The organism is Pseudomonas fluorescens, from assembly GCF_001307275.1.
GTDB classification, from domain to species: domain Bacteria; phylum Pseudomonadota; class Gammaproteobacteria; order Pseudomonadales; family Pseudomonadaceae; genus Aquipseudomonas; species Aquipseudomonas fluorescens_AA.
This window is the reverse complement of sequence record NZ_CP012831.1, coordinates 6,346,996-6,363,387: the sequence shown is the minus strand read 5'-3', so window position 1 is coordinate 6,363,387 and position 16,392 is coordinate 6,346,996. Positions and strand designations below refer to the sequence as shown.

At 60.9% G+C, this 16,392-nt stretch carries 15 protein-coding genes; 7 read left to right on the top strand and 8 right to left on the bottom strand.

The genetic code is table 11. The annotated features are described in order from the left end of the window. The first annotated feature begins 41 nt into the window (after window positions 1-41). The 3 genes from AO356_RS27900 to AO356_RS27890 all read left to right on the top strand — a co-directional run bounded on the left by AO356_RS27900 (window position 42) and on the right by AO356_RS27890 (window position 2,285). On the top strand, window positions 42-383 hold the full coding sequence (locus tag AO356_RS27900) for a nuclear transport factor 2 family protein (RefSeq protein WP_003202401.1): 342 nt from the start codon (window positions 42-44) through the stop codon (window positions 381-383). A 228-nt stretch (window positions 384-611) separates the two neighbouring features. Further along, a complete protein-coding gene (gene zapE / locus AO356_RS27895; RefSeq protein WP_060742565.1) occupies window positions 612-1,733 on the top strand; it encodes a cell division protein ZapE in 1,122 nt (373 codons plus the stop codon). 57 nt (window positions 1,734-1,790) lie between these two features. Further along, window positions 1,791-2,285 (top strand): GNAT family N-acetyltransferase, encoded by a 495-nt coding sequence (locus AO356_RS27890; RefSeq protein WP_060742564.1) that lies wholly within the window; start codon window positions 1,791-1,793, stop codon window positions 2,283-2,285. 24 nt (window positions 2,286-2,309) lie between these two features. On the opposite strand, the gene AO356_RS27885 is transcribed toward AO356_RS27890, so the two are convergent. Both AO356_RS27885 and AO356_RS32895 read right to left on the bottom strand, forming a co-directional pair. After that, on the bottom strand, window positions 2,310-4,049 hold the full coding sequence (locus tag AO356_RS27885) for a phosphoethanolamine transferase CptA (RefSeq protein ID WP_060742563.1): 1,740 nt from the start codon (window positions 4,047-4,049) through the stop codon (window positions 2,310-2,312). A 370-nt stretch (window positions 4,050-4,419) separates the two neighbouring features. Continuing rightward, window positions 4,420-4,593 (bottom strand): DUF6026 family protein, encoded by a 174-nt coding sequence (locus AO356_RS32895; RefSeq protein WP_013693491.1) that lies wholly within the window; start codon window positions 4,591-4,593, stop codon window positions 4,420-4,422. Between the two features lie 274 nt (window positions 4,594-4,867). On the opposite strand from AO356_RS32895, the gene gnd reads away from it, so the two are divergent. Genes gnd through AO356_RS27870 form a run of 3 tightly spaced genes read left to right on the top strand, consistent with a single transcriptional unit; the run spans window position 4,868 to window position 8,183 of the window. Then, window positions 4,868-5,848, top strand: coding sequence for a phosphogluconate dehydrogenase (NAD(+)-dependent, decarboxylating) (gnd, locus tag AO356_RS27880; RefSeq protein ID WP_060742562.1), 981 nt, complete (start codon window positions 4,868-4,870; stop codon window positions 5,846-5,848). Continuing rightward, window positions 5,845-7,365, top strand: coding sequence for a glucose-6-phosphate dehydrogenase (gene zwf / locus AO356_RS27875; protein WP_060742561.1), 1,521 nt, complete (start codon window positions 5,845-5,847; stop codon window positions 7,363-7,365). Before gnd ends, zwf begins: the two co-directional genes overlap by 4 nt. Next, the gene (locus tag AO356_RS27870; protein ID WP_060742560.1) at window positions 7,362-8,183 is read left to right on the top strand and encodes a Cof-type HAD-IIB family hydrolase; all 822 of its coding nucleotides are present in this window, start codon (window positions 7,362-7,364) and stop codon (window positions 8,181-8,183) included. The genes zwf and AO356_RS27870 overlap by 4 nt, the downstream gene beginning before the upstream one ends. A gap of 105 nt (window positions 8,184-8,288) precedes the next feature. Here the strand turns inward: AO356_RS27870 and nhaB are convergent, their stop codons facing one another. From nhaB to AO356_RS27855, 3 genes are all read right to left on the bottom strand, one after another. Beyond that, a complete protein-coding gene (nhaB, locus tag AO356_RS27865; RefSeq protein WP_060742559.1) occupies window positions 8,289-9,791 on the bottom strand; it encodes a sodium/proton antiporter NhaB in 1,503 nt (500 codons plus the stop codon). Between the two features lie 95 nt (window positions 9,792-9,886). Then, window positions 9,887-11,176: a hypothetical protein gene (locus AO356_RS27860; RefSeq protein WP_060742558.1), complete on the bottom strand. Its 1,290-nt coding sequence runs from the start codon at window positions 11,174-11,176 to the stop codon at window positions 9,887-9,889. 184 nt (window positions 11,177-11,360) lie between these two features. Then, window positions 11,361-11,627 (bottom strand): hypothetical protein, encoded by a 267-nt coding sequence (locus AO356_RS27855; RefSeq protein WP_013693488.1) that lies wholly within the window; start codon window positions 11,625-11,627, stop codon window positions 11,361-11,363. Between the two features lie 341 nt (window positions 11,628-11,968). On the opposite strand from AO356_RS27855, the gene AO356_RS27850 reads away from it, so the two are divergent. Then, window positions 11,969-13,294 carry a sigma-54 dependent transcriptional regulator gene (locus AO356_RS27850; protein ID WP_060742557.1) on the top strand — a complete coding sequence of 442 codons (1,326 nt, stop codon included), beginning with the start codon at window positions 11,969-11,971 and terminating at the stop codon, window positions 13,292-13,294. Between the two features lie 150 nt (window positions 13,295-13,444). Here the strand turns inward: AO356_RS27850 and AO356_RS27845 are convergent, their stop codons facing one another. From AO356_RS27845 to AO356_RS27835, 3 genes are read right to left on the bottom strand one after another with little or no spacing between them, the layout of a single operon-like run. Next, window positions 13,445-14,728, bottom strand: coding sequence for a transporter (locus AO356_RS27845; protein ID WP_060742556.1), 1,284 nt, complete (start codon window positions 14,726-14,728; stop codon window positions 13,445-13,447). A gap of 46 nt (window positions 14,729-14,774) precedes the next feature. Next, complete coding sequence (locus AO356_RS27840) at window positions 14,775-15,521, bottom strand: hypothetical protein (protein WP_060742555.1); 747 nt, start codon at window positions 15,519-15,521, stop codon at window positions 14,775-14,777. 58 nt (window positions 15,522-15,579) lie between these two features. Beyond that, window positions 15,580-16,260, bottom strand: a complete 681-nt coding sequence (locus AO356_RS27835) for a C39 family peptidase (protein ID WP_060742554.1) — start codon at window positions 16,258-16,260, stop codon at window positions 15,580-15,582. Between the last annotated feature and the right edge of the window lie 132 nt (window positions 16,261-16,392).

Sequence of the window (16,392 nt, the reverse complement as noted above, 5' to 3'; positions counted from 1 at the left end):
TTCTAGCATGGTGCCAGATCGATAAAACAAGGAGCCATACCATGTCCAATCCCGTCTCTTCCCTGGCCCCGGCCATCGCCGGCTACATCGCGGCTGCCAATGCCCGTGACAGTTCGGCGGTGACGCGTTTCTTCGCCGAGGATGCCAACGTGTTCGATGAAGGCCAGCACCGCGTTGGCACCCAGGCCATCGCCCAATGGATGGAAGACACCGCCCAGCGATTCCAGCCGCGGGTGGAAGTCCTCAATGTGCAGCAGCGCACTGGCAAGGTGCTGGTGCAGAACCTGATCTCCGGAACATTCCCCGGCAGCCCGCTGGAGTTGCGTTATACCTTTCGGCTCGATGAGCAGGGCAAGATCAGTCGGTTGGATATCTCGATTTAAAGTTCCGTACCCAGGTCTGTGGGAGCAAGGCTTGCCCGCGATAGTCGCGCCGCGGTCCAACAGCCAAACCGCGTTATCGTTCATCGCGGGCAAGCCTTGCTCCCACAGGGCATGCTTCCACAAGACCTTGCTCCCACAGATAAACCCCTTCGTCACGGCTCTGTGCAGGGTTCCTGCAATCGCCCGTCATGGCATACTCCCCACCTTCGTTTTCCGGACCCGGGCCGTATGACTTTCGACTCCCCCTTGACTGCCTGGCAGCATGCCATCGAACACCACGGCTTCGTCCAGGACGAGGCCCAGGAATTGGCCATCATGGCGCTGGAGCAATGCCACCAGGCGTTGCACGAAGGGCGCAAGTCGATCAAGGGCGTCTATCTCTGGGGCCCGGTGGGACGTGGCAAGACCTGGCTGATGGACCGCTTTTATGAAAGCCTCAAGGTGCCGGCCCGCCGCCAGCACTTCCATCATTTCATGGCGTGGGTGCACCAGCGCTCGTTCCAGCTCACCGGCACGCCGGATCCTTTGCAAGCCCTGGCCCGGGAGTTGAGCGCAGAAGTACGGGTGCTGTGTTTCGACGAGCTGTTCGTCAACGACATTGGTGACGCGATCATCCTCGGGCGCTTGTTCCAGGTGATGTTCGAGCTGGGCATGGTGATGGTGAGCACCTCCAACCTGCCGCCGGAAGAACTCTATGCCAACGGCCACAACCGTGAGCGTTTCCTGCCGACCATCACCGCGATCAAGCAGCACATGCAGATCGTGCCGGTGAACGGCTGGCAAGACCATCGCCAGCACCCAGGCCAATTGCAGCAGCGTTATTGGCTGCGCGATCCCGGGCAGCCCGATCCGCTGGGCGATGTCTTCAGCCTGTTGACCACAGGGCAGGCGTCGAGCCGCGCGCCGATTGACGTGGGCCATCGCCTGCTTGAACCGGTCCAGGCCAGCGATACGGTGCTCTGGAGTCGTTACGCCGACCTGTGCGAGCAACCGTTCTCGGCGTTGGATTTCATGGCGCTGTGCGACCGCTTCAGCGTCATTCTGCTCAGTGATGTGCCCTGCCTGAGCGCCGAACAGCGCGAGGGGCGCATTGCCCGTGGCACCGAGGACGGCGTTGAGCGGGTCGTGGCCGGTGACCGTGAGTTGCCGCAGTTGTCGGTCCACGACGACGGCGTGCGACGGTTCATCGCCCTGGTCGATGAATGCTACGACCGCAAGGTACCGTTGTGCCTTTCGGCTGCGGTGCCGATGGATGAGTTGTACACCGAGGGCTATCTGCAATTCCCGTTTCGCCGTACGCTCAGTCGCCTCCAGGAAATGCAAATGCAACGTTTTGGTCAGCCAGCCTGACCTGTATCCCGCCGACGGCATCGAGCCGCCGGTACTACCGAAGTGAGATGGAAGGTCATGGAAGAAGCCAAGGACATTCTTGTTCTGCAAGCCAGCTACACCAACCCGGTCCACGCCGAAGCGATCTGTCATGTGCTCAACGGCTATGCGCAGGACCCGATGGGCGGGGGACATCCGTTGCCGGCCGAGGTCCTGCTGCACTTGCCCGAGGAACTGGCCAAGCGTCCTCATGCCTTCAGCGTGCTGGCTTTCGTCAACGGCGAGCCAGCGGGGCTGGTCAATTGTTTCGAAGGTTTTTCAACCTTTGCCTGCCGACCGTTGGTGAACATCCACGACGTGGTGGTCATGCCGGAGTTTCGCGGCCTCGGGTTGAGCCAGAAGATGCTGCAGAAGGTCGAGGATATTTCCCGCCAGCGCGGTTGCTGCAAGATTACCCTGGAAGTGCTCCAGGAAAATGCCGTGGCACAGGGCAGCTACGCCAAGTTCGGCTTTGCCCCCGGCATGTTCGACCCCGCCCACGGACCTATGCAGTTCTGGATCAAGCCCCTGTAAAAGCGGGCATCCAATCGGTTTCGATTATTTTTGCACGACTTCGGCCAAGGGCGCCTTGGGCTGCATCAGGCTGAAGTCGATCAGGGCCTTGCGTGGGGTTTGATACGGGTTGCCGATCAGCAGTGGACGGGCCTTGAAGTCATCGCTGACCAGGCTCTTGCTACGATCCAATTCGTCAAAACTCAAGCCGGCCAGGTCCGCCCAGGTGTGGATCAGGTGTGAACTGCTGTAGGGGCGTGACAGGTCGCCGGCAAAGTTCCAGTCATGGTTTTCGCGCCACTTGGGCGAAGCCCAGGCCATGAAAGGAATGGTGTACATCGGTGCGGTCGGTTTGCCTTCGTTACGGCCCAACGTACCGTGACCCGGCGAGTCGAACACGTCTTCGCCGTGGTCCGAGAGGTACAGCAGGAAGCCGTTGGGATCAGTCTTGGCGTAATCCTTGATCAGGCTGGACACCACGAAGTCGTTGTACAGCACCGCGTTATCGTAGCTGTTGTAGGTCGGGACCTGGTCATCACGCAGGCCCGCCGGTACGCCCTGGCGGTCAGTGAATTTGTTGAACGTCGGCGGATACCGGTACTGATAGCTCATGTGGGTGCCGAGCAGGTGCACCACGATCAGCTTGCGCGGGGCGCTGTCGGCCAAGGCCTTGTTGAATGGCTCGATCACGTCGCCATCGTACTGTGCGGCATTCTGGTTGCGGTTGTTGTTCAGGTACACCTGTTCGTCGGCCTGTTGGGAAAAGGTCGTGAGCATGGTGTTGCGCTTGGTCATGGTCTGCTGGTTGGTGATCCAGAAGGTCTTGTAGCCGGCCTGCTTCATCATGCTGACCAACGATGGTGTGCTCAGGTACAGGTCTGGACTCTCCTCGTCGGCGAACGTCAGCACCTGCTGCAGCGCTTCGATGGTGTAGGGGCGCGGGGTGATGACATTGTCGAACACCGAAAGCTGGTCCTTGAGCTTGTCCAGCTCCGGCGTGGTTTCCCGCGGGTAACCGTACAGGCTCATGCGCTGGCGGTTGGTGGATTCGCCGATCACCAGCACCAGGGTGGCTGGCTGTTCTGCGGTGGCATCCTTGAGATTGCTCAGGGGTGCAATCTTGCTGGCGCTGTGGAGCATGCCTTGCATGTTTTCCAGCTGTTCACCGTAGCGACGATAGGCCACCAGCATCTGCCATGGCACGGCTGGCTCGATGCGATCTTCGAACTTCTCCAGGCCACCGGCGAAACTGCCGGTGCGCAGGGTTTGCTTGACCAGCGGATAACCGGCCACGGCGAGCACGATGACGGCTGCGGCGACCATGGCCTGGCCCCGAGGCAGGTACACCGGACGCAGACGGGTCCAGAGCCAATAGCCAACCGCGGTGTGGGCCAGGAACGCCGCCACCATCCACCAGGCAAAATACTGGGTCAGGTACTCGCCGGCTTCAGACACGTTCGATTCGAACATGATGAAAATGACGCTCTGGGAAAATTCCTGCTGGTAAATGAAGAAGTAGCCCAGGCTGGCCATGGAGCAAGCCCACAGCACCACGCCGATCAATGCCGCGAGCACGCGTGTACGGGCGGGGAAGAGCAACATGGGCGCCAGCCACACCGCACTCATCACGAACGCTTGGCGAAAGCCGGTGAAACCGGAGGTGTCGCTCAGCAGGATGAGCAGTTGGGTGATGCCCGAGAAATACCAGAAGAACAGAAACAGCCAGCCGAGTCCGGCCCAGTCGAAACCTTTCGCAGTCGTTTTGCTGCGTTTGAACAAGCTCATCAAGCGCTCCAGCCTTTATCGACGAAGCTGCCGGCACCGGATTGGTGACTGCAGGCCTGCGTCGAGCAACCCTAAAGGCGGGGAGTATTACGAGCCGGTTGTGAAAACTTTGTGAGTTTTTCGGATACAAAATGCACGTGAGGTGCGAATGCACCTGTGGCAAGGGGGGGCTCTAGGGGCGGGACCCGTGGGAGCAAGGCTTGCCCGCGATAGCCGCGCCGCGGTCGAACAGCTGAACCGCGTTATCGTTCATCGCGGGCAAGCCTTGCTCCCACAGATAAAATTCTCGCCTCAAGTGGGCACGGCAGGACTTGCATGGAAGTGACCCTGTTTGACCAGCGTCACTTCTTCGACTGTGCCTCTGGAGCGGTTACCGAGCCAGGGACTGGCTCTGGTGGGACAGCTGTGCGTGCTGCAGCTGCATGCGCAACTGCGTCACTTCATCGAGCAGCAGATCGCGTTCTTCCTTGAGTAGGCGCAATTCATCGCGACGAATGGTCACATAAAGGGTTTGGGGAGGACGTGCGGTAACGACAGGGCCCATTGCTCACCTCGCAAATGGCGTACATCAACTATAGAGATGTCGCCATGATTTGGTCGACACCTCTACTATCGGCGCCGATTCTGATTTCTTTTGCTTGTGATTGGAACTTTTTTATTTTTCATGGTCGTTGTGTCTTCGGCCGGATCTTGAACGTTATCCCTTGTGGTCGCTCGAATTACCCGGAAACTATGCAGCAATGCTCTGGACTAACCTCCATTAGTCGATAGTGTTAAATCTTTGACACACCTTTATTTGTAGTAGGGAGCATCAGCACATGCAACTCGGGATCATTGGACTGGGCCGCATGGGCGGCAATATTGCGCGGCGCCTGATGCTCAATGGGCACGCCACCGTCGTCTATGACCGCAATGCCGCTTTTGTCGAAAACCTGCGCCAGGAAGGCGCCACGGGCGTCGCGGACCTGCAGGCGCTGGTCGCCGGTCTGGAAAAGCCACGGGCGGTCTGGGTCATGCTGCCGGCCGGAGCACCCACCGAAGACACCATCAACGTCCTCAGCGAACTGCTCGAGCCGGGCGACGTGATCATTGATGGCGGTAACACGTATTACAAGGACGACATCCGTCGCGCCCAGGCCCTGTCGGAAAAAGGCCTGAGCTACATCGATGTCGGCACCTCCGGTGGTGTCTGGGGCCTGGAGCGCGGTTACTGCATGATGATTGGCGGCGAGGCCGAGGTGGTGAAGCGCCTGGACCCGCTGTTCGACAGCCTGGCGCCGGGCATGGGCGACATCCCGCGCACCCGTGACCGCAAATCCGACGATGACCGTGCCGAGCGTGGCTATATCCACGCGGGCCCGGCGGGTTCGGGGCATTTCGTGAAGATGATCCACAACGGCATTGAATACGGCATGATGCAGGCCTTCGCCGAGGGCTTCGACATCCTCAAGACCAAATCCAGCGAAAGCCTGCCAGCGGAGCAGCGTTTCGACCTGAACGTGGCCGATATCGCCGAAGTCTGGCGTCGCGGCAGCGTGGTGTCGTCCTGGTTGCTGGACTTGACCGCCGACGCGTTGGCCAGCGATCCGAAACTGGACGGCTTTTCCGGTGAAGTCGCCGACAGTGGGGAAGGGCGCTGGACCATCGAGGCCGCCATTGAGCAAGCCGTGCCGGTTCCGGTCCTGTCCAGCTCGCTGTTCGCCCGCTTCCGCTCGCGCCAGCAAAGTACCTACGGCGACAAAATGCTCTCGGCCATGCGCTTCGGCTTTGGCGGCCACGTGGAGACGCCGAAGAAATGACCTCGATCGCCAGCAAATCCAAGGCAGAACCCGCGCCGCCGACCACGTTGTTCCTGTTCGGCGCCCATGGCGATCTGGTCAAGCGCCTGCTCATGCCGGCGCTTTACCACCTCAGTCGCGACGGTCTGCTGGACGATGGGCTGCGTATCGTCGGGGTTGACCACAACGCCATCAGCGATGTGGATTTTGCCAAGAAACTCGAAGATTTCATCCGTAACGAAGCGGCGAGCAAGGGCGGTGATGCCGACCGCGTGCTCGACCCGGCGCTGTGGGCCAAGCTGGCCCAGGGCATCAGCTATGTCCAGGGTGACTTCCTCGATGACGACACCTACCAGGCGCTGGCGGCGAAAATCGCTGCCAGCGGCACCGGCAACGCGGTCTTCTACCTGGCGACCGCGCCGCGCTTTTTCAGTGAAGTGGTCAGCCGCCTCGGTGCGGCCGGGCTGCTTCAGGAGCAGGAGGGGGCTTTCCGGCGGGTGGTGATCGAAAAACCGTTCGGTTCCGACCTGCAAACCGCCGAAGCGCTGAACGCCTGCCTGCTCAAGGTCATGAGCGAGAAACAGATCTATCGCATCGACCATTACCTGGGTAAGGAGACGGTGCAGAACATTCTGGTCAGTCGTTTTTCCAACAGCCTGTTCGAGGCGTTCTGGAACAACCACTACATCGACCACGTACAAATCACCGCCGCCGAAACCGTCGGTGTGGAAACCCGTGGCAGTTTTTATGAACACACCGGCGCCCTGCGGGACATGGTGCCCAACCACCTGTTCCAACTGCTGGCGATGGTGGCCATGGAGCCGCCAGCGGCGTTTGGGGCCGACGCCGTGCGTGGGGAAAAGGCCAAGGTCGTCGGGGCGATCCGGCCCTGGTCGGTGGAACAGGCCCGCGCCAACTCGATCCGCGGCCAGTACACCGCCGGTGAAGTCGCTGGCAAGGCAGTGACCGGTTATCGCCAGGAAGCCAACGTCGCCGCCGACAGCAACACCGAGACGTACGTGGCCCTCAAGGTCATGATCGATAACTGGCGTTGGGTGGGCGTACCGTTCTACCTGCGCACCGGCAAGCGCATGAGCGTGCGAGACACGGAGATCGTCATCTGCTTCAAACCGGCGCCTTACGCGCAGTTTCGCGACACTGAAGTCGACGAATTGCAACCCACGTACCTGAGAATCCAGATTCAGCCCAATGAAGGCATGTGGTTCGACCTGCTGGCCAAGCGGCCGGGGCCGGCGCTCGACATGGCCAATATCGAATTGGGCTTTGCCTATAAGGACTTCTTCGAAATGCAGCCGTCCACGGGTTACGAAACCCTGATCTACGATTGCCTGACCGGTGACCAGACGCTGTTCCAGCGCGCCGACAACATCGAAAACGGCTGGCGCGCCGTGCAGCCGTTCCTCGACGCCTGGCGGCAGGACGCAACGGTCCAGCCCTACAAGGCCGGTGAAGATGGCCCGGCGGCCGCCGACGACTTGCTGACCCGCGACAATCGCGTCTGGCACGGCCTCGGATGAGTGATCTGGTGAAGCACCCCATCCGGTTTTTACTCAGCGACATGGACGGCACACTGCTGCTGCCTGATCACAGTCTCAACCAGCGCACCATCGCCGCGGTTCGCGCATTGCGTGAAGCCGGTGTGCTGTTCAGCCTCGCCACCGGTCGGCCGCCGCGGGCCATGCTGCAGCAGATCGAGGCCCTGGGCGTCGACCTGCCCACGGCGGCGTTCAATGGCGGCACGCTGGTTCATCCCGACGGCAGTTTCCTCGCTGTCCACTACCTGCCGCCGGAGGCTGCACTGGCCACCCTGGCGCTGTACGCCGATCAGCCGGGCATCGAAGTCTGGGTATTCGCCGATGGCGACTGGCTGGTGCGCGACGCCCACGGGCCGATGGTGCCGGTGGAGACGCGTGGCCTGGGCTACCCGCCGGTCGAAGTCGAGAGTTTCGAGCCTTACCTGGAGCGGATCGACAAGATCGTCGCCACCAGCGCCAACACCGACCTGCTGGTGGAGCTGGAGGCTCGGCTGCATCCGCTGCTCAAGGGCCAGGCCCAGGTGTCACGTTCGCAACCGATCTACCTGGATGTGACGGCGATGAAGGCGAACAAAGGGGAAGCGCTGTCGACCCTGGCCGCCTTCCTCGACGTGCCGCTGGAGCAGACCGCGGCCATGGGTGACGGTGGCAACGACCCGGCGATGTTTCACCGGGCGGGGTTGTCGATTGCCATGGGCCAGGCGGAGGAGGCGATCAGGCGCCAGGCGGATGTAGTGACCGCCGCCGTGACCGAAGACGGCGCAGCCCTGGCGATCGAGCGGTACATCCTGCCGCGATAGACCGCCTGACCTCTTGTGGGAGCGAGCTTGCTCGCGATAGCGGTCTGTCATTCAGCATGAATGCTGGCTGAAACCTCATCGCGAGCAAGCTCGCTCCCACAAGGGTTATAGCCAGTACGTCACCGCATACCAGCCCAAACCGCCCATCACCACGGTGTAGGGCAGGGCCATCCAGACCATCCGGCCATAAGACAGGCGAATCAGCGGTGCAATCGCCGAGGTCAGCAGGAACAGGAAGGCAGCCTGGCCGTTCGGTGTCGCGACACTCGGCAGGTTGGTGCCGGTGTTGATGGCCACCGCCAGGGTCTCGAACTGTTCGCGGCTGATGTGGCCGGAGACGAAGGCCTGCTTGACCTCGGTGATGTAGATGGTCGCCACGAACACGTTGTCGCTGATGGCCGAGAGCAGGCCGTTGGCAATGAACAGCATGCCGGGCTGCTGGTCGGCGGGCAGGGCCAGGACCCACTGGATCAGCGGCGTGAACAACTGCTGGTCGTGAATGACCGCCACCACTGCAAAGAACACCACCAGCAGCGACGTGAACGGCATGGCGTCCTTGAACGCATTGCCCAGCCGATGCTCGTCGGTGATGCCGGTGAAGGCGGTAATCAAGACAATGACCATCAAGCCGATCAGGCCGACTTCGGCAATGTGCAAGGCCAGGCAGACGATCAGGATAAGCGCGGCAAGACCCTGGACGATCAGGGCTGCGCGCTGGCGTGCGGTGCGTTCGCGATTGTCCTGCTCGGCGTAGTCGGCCAGTACCGCGCGCACGTTTTGGGGCAGGAGCGTGCCGTACCCGAACCAGCGCAGTTTCTCCAGCGCCACGCAGGTCAGCAGCCCGGCAACCAGCACTGGCAGCGACACTGGAGCGACTTTCACGAAGAAATCAGCGAAATGCCAGCCCATCTCATGGCCGATCAGCAGGTTCTGCGGTTCGCCCACCAGGGTGCAGACACCGCCCAGCGCCGTGCCGACGGCACCATGCATCAGCAGGCTGCGCAGGAATGCCCGGAACTGTTCCAGGTCGCCATGGTGCAGCGACGGCAGGTCGTGGTCTTCATCGACGCTGCTGTCCTGGCGCGGATCGTTGCCCGATGCCACGCGGTGGTACACCGAATAAAAGCCCACCGCGGCGCTGATGATCACCGCCGTGACGGTCAAGGCATCGAGGAATGCCGACAGAAATGCCGAGAGAAAGCAGAACATCAAGGCCAACAGTGCCTTGGAGCGCACACCCAGGAGCAGGCGTGAGAACAGGAACAGCAGCAGGTCCTTCATGAAGTAGATTCCGGCCACCATGAACATCAGCAGCAGGATGACCGGGAAGTTGTGCAGCAATTCATCGTACAGCGCCTTGGGGGTGGTCATGCCCAACAGCAGGGCTTCGACCAGTAGCAGCCCACCGGGCATCAGGGGGTAGCATTTGAGGGCCATGGCGAGGGTGAAGATGAACTCCACGACCAGCATCCAGCCGGCGACCACCGGGCCGAGGGTCCACAGCACCAAGGCATTGAGAATCAGGAACGTGATGATGCACGCCTTGTACCAGCGCGGGGAATGCCCAAGAAAGTTGTGCGCGAAAGCTTGAGCCATCGAACCGGACATCGGCTGCTCCTTTTAATTAGAAGCGCGCAACTTGCCGTAACAAATGGGGAATATCAAGCCTAGGCATGAATACCGTTCGCCCACGACGATCTGACTCAGGCCCAATACCGCGCAACCACCGCCCGATAATGCCCCTGGAGCGAGTAGCCGCCCACCAGGATTCTGCCATCAGCCTGCAGCGCCAGGGCGGTGGCGGTGTCCAGGCTGTAACCGAGTCGAGTGCGAACCCAGCCTTTGCCTTCACCGAAATCCGGATCGAGGCTGGCATCCGGCAAATGCCGGGCGAGCACGAAGTCGGCTTCGATGCCGCCAATGGTCGCGCCAGCGGTCACGAGCTTGCCGTCCGGTTGAAGCTGGGCCGCCGTCCACTGGCTGGCGTTGCGCCCGATTGCCATGAGCTGGCACTGGCCTTGGTTGCAATGACGGTCCGGCGTGCCGTCCAGGCGCACTTTCAGGGACAGGCTATGCATCGGATCGCGGCTGCTGCCAAAGGCTTGTAGATTGCCGCTCGCATCCTGAACGATCTGGCTGACCATCACGCTATGACCCTGCGCCAGGATGGACAGGAAGCCCTCTTCGCCGAAGCTGTCATCGAGCTTGCCGCTGCTGTCATAACGGGCGATCAAGCCATGCTGGGGCAAGTCAATGGCGCCGCCGACGACGATATGGCCGTCAGCCTGGAGCATCAGGCAGCCGAGCCAGGTATTTTTCAATGCCCGTCGGACCATCACGAAACCGCGACCGTTGAACGAGGTATCCAGGGCCCCGTCCGGCAGGAGTCGGATCAATACACCGACATGGTCGGACAATTGATAGTGATGGTTGGCGAGCAAGAGAATCCGGCCATCGGCCTGCACTTGCATGTCGCAGGCCTCGAGGCCTGGCACGCCGGGCGGCAGCCAGGGATCGCGCAGGCCTTGGGAGAGGTGGCCGCAGAGCCGGATGAGGTGTCGGCCAGCATTGCCGAAGCTCTGGACGGCATGGCCCTGCTGATCGAACAGCGCCAGGGCGGGATGGGTGTGTTCGTTGTTTTCATAGTGCAGGCCGGACAGCAGGATGTGCCCGTCGGGCAGCTCGATCACTTTGCCCGCCGTCGCTTCGAAGCCCTGTTCGAATGCGCCGATCACGCAGCCGTGGCTGCCGAAACCGGGATCGGTGGAGCCGTCATGGTTGAGTCGCGCCAGCCCGAACCGGCTGCCATGGGCGGTCTCGATCCTGGCCGCGACGAGGATTCGGCCGGCACGGTCGAGGGTCAAGCCGGTGATCAGGCTCGAGGTGCTGCCTTCGAAATGAACCCAGGCTTTGCCGTTGGCGGCAAAGCCTGGGTCAAGTTGCCCGGCGTGGGTCATGGCCGGGGGGAGTTCAAACGCGAACTGATCGAGCATGCCTGCCTCTCCTTGCGTGTCGACCGGCCCGAAGGGGCGATGACTGCATGAGGGCAACATTCAATCCCTGAATGTGACAATGCACAACTGTCAGGTACAGCAGTTACAGGGGCGATGCGTGCCATAACAATGGCTTTACAACCCAATGCCAAGCCTGCAATCGATAACAGGCTCTACCGGCGGTTTATTCGGGCATCGACCAGGATTGCAAGGTATAGCCTTCCTGGCTCAATTCGGCACGGGCCTGTTTCAACAGATCGGCCAGTTGGACCGGGTCGGTATAGGCGCTGCTTGGAATCTGAGTGCGGCCAATATGGGTATTGGTACGGTCGATGACGGTCAGGCTAAGTTCGCCGTTACCGTCTTGTGGAGCCCAGGCCACGCATTGGAAAGGACGGAATGCGCGGTCGGCAATCAAAAGAGCTTCGTTGATACGGAGCGGGGCGTTCATGGCATTTTCTCTCAAGTGTGCCCAAACAAATGATGTGCCGTCGGTTGGGCGTACCGTGCGGCTGGTTACTTGTACTGATGTCCCGAACCGGTAGGCGGGTCACACATTATTTAAATAAATTTCGATTTTCTTTCAGACCAGGCTTTTGCTCTTTTGTTTGAAAGCCTCCTGAAAGAAAAGCGCCCATAACAACTAACGAAACGCTCGCTTATAACCAGTTTGAGGCGATCTCGATAATCAATTGATACAAGGGTGCGTCAACTTCTTGCTACTGTTACATGCAGGTCAGCCAAACGACTGTTTCTAATCATATTTCTTTATTTTGGCGCCAAGGATCAGTCATGGTCGAAGCCAGTACGTCACGTCGTCTGCTCGTGGTTGATCCCTGCGACGATTGCCATCGCCTGTTGCCAGCTCTGCGCACCATTGGTTGGGACGTGGACAGCTGCGCCCTCGAACACGCCGGCGATCGAACCTGTGACGTCGGCCTGTTGCGCTTGCAGCCTTTTCACCTGGAGCGTCCGGAAGCGGTCAAGGAGTTGATCAGCCGGAGCGGCACCGAATGGATCGCCGTGCTCAGCCAGGAAGTATTGCGCCTGCAAAACGTCGGTGATTTTGTCTGCGAATGGTTTTTTGACTTCCATACCTTGCCGTTCGACGTGTCCAGGGTCCAAGTAACACTGGGCCGGGCGTTTGGCATGGCGCGCTTGCGGGGGCAGGGCTCGATTCACATCGAACGGCCCGAACATGAACTGCTGGGCGACAGCAAGCCGATCCGCGAACTGCGCAAGTTATTGAGCAAGTTGGCGCCTGCCGAGTCGCCGGTGTTGATTCGCGGCGAGAGCGGCACCGGCAAGGAACTGGTGGCGCGCACCCTGCATTGTCAGTCTCATCGGCGCAACAAGCCGTTCATCGCCATCAACTGCGGCGCCATTCCGGAACACCTGATCCAATCGGAGCTGTTCGGGCATGAAAAGGGCGCGTTTACCGGCGCTCACCAACGCAAGATCGGACGGATCGAGGCGGCCCACGGGGGCACGCTGTTTCTCGATGAAATTGGCGACCTGCCGTTGGAATTGCAGGCCAACCTGTTGCGTTTCCTGCAGGAAAAACACATTGAACGGGTCGGTGGCAGCCAGCCGATTGCGGTCGATGTGCGGGTCTTGGCGGCCACCCATGTGGACCTTGAGGCGGCCATCGAGCAAAAGCGTTTTCGCGAGGATCTCTACTACCGCCTGAACGTGCTGCAAGTGGCGATGGCGCCCTTGCGCGAACGCCATGGCGACCTGGCGATGCTCGCCAGCCACTTTTCCCATTTCTACAGCCAGGAAACCGGCCGCCGCCCCCGCAGTTTCAGCGAGGATGCATTGGTGGCGATGGGCATGCACGACTGGCCCGGGAATGTGCGGGAGCTGGCCAACCGCGTCCGTCGTGGGCTGGTGCTGGCTGAAGGGCGGCAAATCGAAGCCCGGGACCTCGGCCTGGCCAGCCACCAGGGCGTCGCGGCACCGATGGGCACGCTGGAGGATTACAAGACTCGCGCCGAGCGCCAGGCCTTGAGCGATGTGCTCAACCGGCACAGCGACAACCTGAGCGTGGCCGCCCGGGTGCTGGGCGTATCCCGGCCGACGTTCTACCGTCTGCTGCACAAGCATCAGATTCGCTAGAGCAGCCTACACACAACCCATTGTGGGAGCGAGCTTGCTCGCGATAGCGGCCTTTCATTCAGTATCAATGCTGACTGAAAAGGCCTTATCGCGAGCAAGCTCGCTCCCACAAGGGTTGTGCAGTGCGCTCATCACATATCCCTGAGCGCATCAGAAGTAATACGGGAATTTCAGGCTAAAGGTGAAGTCCGGCGCATCGTCGGTCAGCCCGATGGACAGGTTGGGCACGATGGTCAGGTTGTCGGACGCGGCGACGGTCATGCCGATGTTGAAGTAACCGGCGTTGGCGTCGCTGGAGGTCACCGACTCCCAGTCGCCACCGTCCTGTTTGAGCTTGCTTTTCTTTTGGATCAGGTCGGAGACCGAGAATGACATGCTCATCTTCTCGTTCAAGGCAAAGGCAATGCCCGCACCGAGCTGGAAGCTGTCGCCGATCCGCACTTTGCCCGGTACCTTCTGGTTGACTGTGGAACTGATGTCGTCGAACGATTCTTCGAAGTTATGGGTGTAGGACAGGGTACCGAACAGGACCGCCGGGTCGAAGGTCTTGACCAGCGAGAGCCCAGGCGTGATCGACCACACGCCATTGCCGGTGGGCAGGTCGTCAGGTACGAACAGGTTGGTGTTGGCCTGGGATTGGCGCAGCTTGATGCCAAACGGGTCCTTGCCGGTGGGCGCCTTGACTCGCAGGGTGACCACCGCGTCTGGAGAGTTGATCGACTCATCCATGAACTTGTAGGCGATGCCGAAGTTGACGTCGCCGATGGTCGGGTCGCGGGTCACGGTTTCTTCGCTGGTGACCCCGGCCGCGCCGTTGTTCGCGCCGCCTGACTGATACGTGGATTCGCGGTAGACCACCGGCACATTGAGGTCGAACTGCCAGCGATTATCGAAGTTATAGCGACCGGTGAGGTCCAGCGTCCAGGTGTCGGCCTTGATCCGGTCGAGGTTGATGTTGCCCAGGAAAATCGAATCCAGGGCCAGGAAGCCGTTGAGGATCAGTTGCCGCGTGTCGTAGCGCGAATAGGTCACGCCGGTCTCGAAACTGAACTTGCCGCCGCCGAAGAAGCCGCTGGCCTCGTCATAGAGATTGGAGACACTCTGGGCCGGCTGGGAGTCATCGGCCAGGGATTGCCCGTAGCCGCTGCCGCCGGCCGTTGTCGCGCCACCGCCGGCCACGGTCTGGTTGCCTTTCATGTCGGCCGGGGATTTGGCCAGGCGCTTGGGCTGCGGCGCGGAGGGTTGGTCCTCTACCTGGCGGACCCGCTGTTCGAGCACCGCCAGGGCTTTCTGCTGGACCTCGTATCGCTGCTTGAGCTCAAGAAGTTCCTGTTTCAGGGCCTCGATGTCGGCGTCCGGGGCCGCCTGCAACACGGCCGCCGGGAACAACGTGCTTAAACAGATCACAGCGCGCAACGATACGGATCGATACATGAAATATGCCGTCCCTATTTGCCCAATGGTCGGAAAACAGCGTAGTTCAATAACCGAGGTTACGGAGGCCGCGCAGTTGGGTCAGGTTGCAGTCCAATGCCCCGGCACTGGGGCCGTTGTTGTTCAGCACCACGTTGAGCTGCGTCATGTTGTTGACCAGGTTGCTATTGCCCAGCAGGCGAGTGTTCTGCAGCAAGCCGCCCTGGGCCACCTGTTGCAGGGTGCCGCCCTGGTTGTGGCTGGCCTGGATCGCCATTTGCACGCCGTTGCCGGTGGCGGTGACCGCGACGCTGCCGGCGGCGTTGCTGCCGCTGATGGTCTGGCCCTTGGTCAGCAGTTGGCCCTGGGAAGGCACGAGCGCCGGCGCCTGGTTGCTCTCTTTCACATTGATGTTGACGTTGTTGTAGGCCGTGTTGCCGTCTCCGGCGGCACGCACGCTCTGGGTCACGCCCTGGCTCGTGCCAAGGCCGGCGCCACCGGTAATGTTGCCGCTGCCCTGTTCCGGGACGCTGCCATTGCCGGTCTGCTTGATGGTGGAGACATAGAACTCGGGTTTGACGGTGGCGGCCTGGATCTGCATGGTGCTGGTAGCGCCGATCAAGTCGCCGCTGGCGTTGCGCCAGGTACTGCTCATGACGATGCCGAAGCTGATGACGCGGCCGGGCATGACATAACGACCGCGCAGCTCGGCAAGCTCCTGGTCCTTGACTTCGATGGGTTTGAAGCCGGCATGGGCATAGCCCGAGGCAGTCGCGAGCAGGCAGGCCAGCGACAGCCAGTGTGACGTTTTCATGTGCTGCTCCCGGAGCGTCCTGCTCCTTTTTGTACTTATTGTTGGCAGTGGTCGGCGATTAGAAAAAGTCGCTCTGTATGAAGCCGAAGTCCATCAGTTCCGCATCCCTGACCGGGTTGAAACCGTCCAGCTTGTTACGGGCTGTCAGGGGTTGAGGAGGGCTGCGTAGTGCATTGGTCTTGTCGTAGCCTGGGCCGACGATCGCAAAGACGATGCCGTTCCAGCCTTTGACGAACTCATCGTGGGTGTAGCGCTTGTGCCCCAGCACCGGGTCGCCGATGTAGACCCATTGCTTGTCGGCCCGCTGCAACACCACGAAGTGCTTGTAGCCGCGTATTTCCATCAGGACTACCACCGGAATCGTCACCGCTTCGAGTTTCTCTGGCGGTATGCGGTAGCCTCGGGCACGCATGCCGATGGTCTCCACGTAGCGCTTCATGTCCAGCATGGAAAACCCTTGGGTGCGAACCAGGTTCTGGTCGGCATTGACCAGCATGCCTTTGATGACGTGCTCTTCATCGACGTCAAGCCAATAGGCCTGGCGCAGCACCGTGGCCAGCGCGGCGGCGCCGCAACTGAAGTCGGTTTTCTGCTCGACGATGTCGCTGAATTTACGCTCGCGTACGCTTTGCACCGGTTTGTAGACCAGCATGCCGCCAGGCAGGGCGGCGACCGGCATCTGCGCCGCTTCAGCCATACACGTCAGGCAGAGCAGCAGGGAAACGGCAGTGACACGCATGATCAATACGCCTAGTGGACGTCCAGGAAAAAGCCCCCTGTGGGAGCGAGCCTGTGGGAGCAAAGCTTGCTTGCGATAGCGGTTTTAAAGCCAGCAGAGGGGCCGTACGTGACGACCTCGATCGCGAGCAAG